This window comes from Pelomicrobium sp. (genome assembly GCF_036803785.1).
Lineage (GTDB): Bacteria > Pseudomonadota > Gammaproteobacteria > Burkholderiales > UBA6910 > Pelomicrobium.
Genome location: NZ_DAIRTR010000242.1, coordinates 1 through 2,165, shown reverse-complemented (window position 1 = coordinate 2,165; position 2,165 = coordinate 1). Strand labels below are relative to the sequence as shown.

Genomic DNA, 2,165 nt, shown 5'->3' with positions numbered 1-2,165 from the left:
GTCCAGGGCCCTGTCGCGGCGGCGGGAGGGTGGGGGCGAGGTTCAAGTCCCACCACAACGCTCCGGCCCGAGGCGGCTCCAGCGCTCGCCTGGGAAGCGGCTTCGGCCCCGGGGGGGGATGTCGGTCGGCGCAGCCGCATCCTGGAGATGGACTGGGCAGCGCTCAAGGCCTGTGTGGCCCAGTGCACCGACTGCAAGTTGGCTCAGAGCCGCACCCGGACCGTGTTCGGCGTGGGGGACGAACAGGCCGCCTGGCTGTTCGTGGGGGAAGGCCCTGGCGCAGAGGAAGATGCCCGGGGCGAGCCCTTCGTGGGCCAGGCGGGCAAGCTCCTCGACAGCATGCTAGCTGCCATCGGGCTCAAGCGGGGCGAGGACGTCTACATTGCCAACGTGGTGAAGTGCCGGCCGCCGGGCAACCGCACACCCGCGCCGGAGGAGATGGAGCGCTGCGAGCCCTACCTGGAGCGGCAGATCGAGTTGATCCGCCCGCGGCTCATCATCGCCTTGGGACGCGTGGCGGCTCAAAGCCTGCTCAAGAGCGAGGCCACCATCGCCAGCCTGCGTCGCAAGGTACACCGCTACCGGGGAACACCCCTCATCGTGACCTATCACCCGGCCTACCTGCTGCGCAACCTGCCCGACAAGGCCAAGGCCTGGGAGGATCTGGTTTTTGCGCTCCAGACCATGCAGCAGCTGAAAGGGGACGAGGGACTTGCCTCGTGGCCTTGAAGCGCCGCTTCGCCCCCCCATTTACCGTTTGTCTTGTTTCGACCCGAGGAGGACGCGATGCCCAAGCGCCTGGTTGCGATCCTGGCCGTGTTCAGTGCCCTGGCCCTCGGTGGCTGCGGCTACAACACCCTCCAGGCCCAGGACGAACAGATCAAGGCCGCCTGGGCGGAGGTGCTGAATCAGTACCAGCGCCGCGCCGACCTAATACCCAATCTGGTGGAAACGGTCAAAGGCTTCGCCGCCCAGGAGCGGGAAGTCCTGCAGCGTGTGACAGAAGCGCGGGCCCGGGCGACGGCGATTCAGGCAAGCCCGGCGCTGATCGACGACCCCGAGGCGTTCGGCCGCTTCCTGGAGGCCCAGGGGGAGTTGTCCTCCGCCCTCGCCCGGCTACTGGTGGTGGTGGAAAACTATCCCCAGCTTAAGTCCGACGCCAACTTCCGCGACCTGCAAGCCCAGCTCGAAGGCACCGAAAACCGCATCGCGGTGGCGCGTCAGCGCTACATTCGCGCCGTGCAGGCGTACAACACCACGGTGCGCCAGTTCCCGACCAACCTCACTGCCTTGCTCTTCGGCTACCAGGTCAAGCCCACCTTCACGGTGGAGAACGAGCGGGCCCTGGCAGCGCCGCCCCGGGTGGATTTCGGCACGCCGGCGCCCCGATGAAGCGCGTGCCGGGCCTTGCCACCGCGCTGTTGCTCCTCGCCACGCTCGCCTCGCCCCTGGTGCGGGCGCAAGCGCCGGTCCCCGAGCTTCGGGCCCGGGTGACCGATCTCACCGGAACCCTTTCCGCCAGCGAGCGCCAAGCCCTGGAGCAGCGACTGGAGGCTTTCGAACAGGAAAGAGGCAGCCAGATCGCCGTCCTGGTGGTGCCCACGGTGCGCCCGGAAACCATCGAGCAGTACGCCCTCCGGGTGGCGGAACGGTGGAAACTCGGACGCAGGGGAATCGATGACGGTGTCCTGGTCTTGGTGGCGAAGGAGGACCGGCAGCTGCGCATCGAAGTGGGTTACGGGCTGGAAGGGGTGCTGCCCGACGCCATCGCCAAGCGCATCATCGACGAGGTCATGGTGCCGCGGTTTCGCCAAGGGGATTTCTATGGCGGCTTGAGCGCCGGCCTCGAGCGCATCATCGCCGCGATCCAGGGCGAGCCCCTGCCGCTGCCCCGAACGGAGGGGCCTCGCCGCGTTCCCGTGGCGACAGCGCTGGAGGTTCTGTTGCTCGCGGGTTTCGTTCTCGTCACCTTCGGGGGCGCACTGCTGCGTGCCCTCGTCGGCCGGCTGCCGGCGGCCCTGGCGGTGGGCGCCACCCTGGGACTGCTCGCTTGGCTGGCGTTTGCCTCCCTGATCCTCGCCCTGCTCGTGGGGTTGGCGGCTTTCGCCTTGACCTTGGCCGGGGGCGCGCCCCGGAGAGTGGTCCGGGGCGGCAGGGGTTGGCCG

3 protein-coding genes are annotated in these 2,165 nt (G+C 68.7%); all 3 read left to right on the top strand.

Translation table 11 applies throughout. The annotated features are described in order from the left end of the window. The coding region (locus V7Q81_RS15825) for a uracil-DNA glycosylase (protein WP_333845256.1) at positions 1 to 729 on the top strand (729 nt) is incomplete at its 5' end. Positions 730 to 786: 57 nt separating this feature from the next. Continuing rightward, a complete protein-coding gene (locus tag V7Q81_RS15820) occupies positions 787 to 1,392 on the top strand; it encodes a LemA family protein (protein WP_333845255.1) in 606 nt (201 codons plus the stop codon). Then, the coding region (locus V7Q81_RS15815) for a TPM domain-containing protein (protein ID WP_333845252.1) at positions 1,389 to 2,165 on the top strand (777 nt) is incomplete at its 3' end. The genes V7Q81_RS15820 and V7Q81_RS15815, both read left to right, overlap by 4 nt.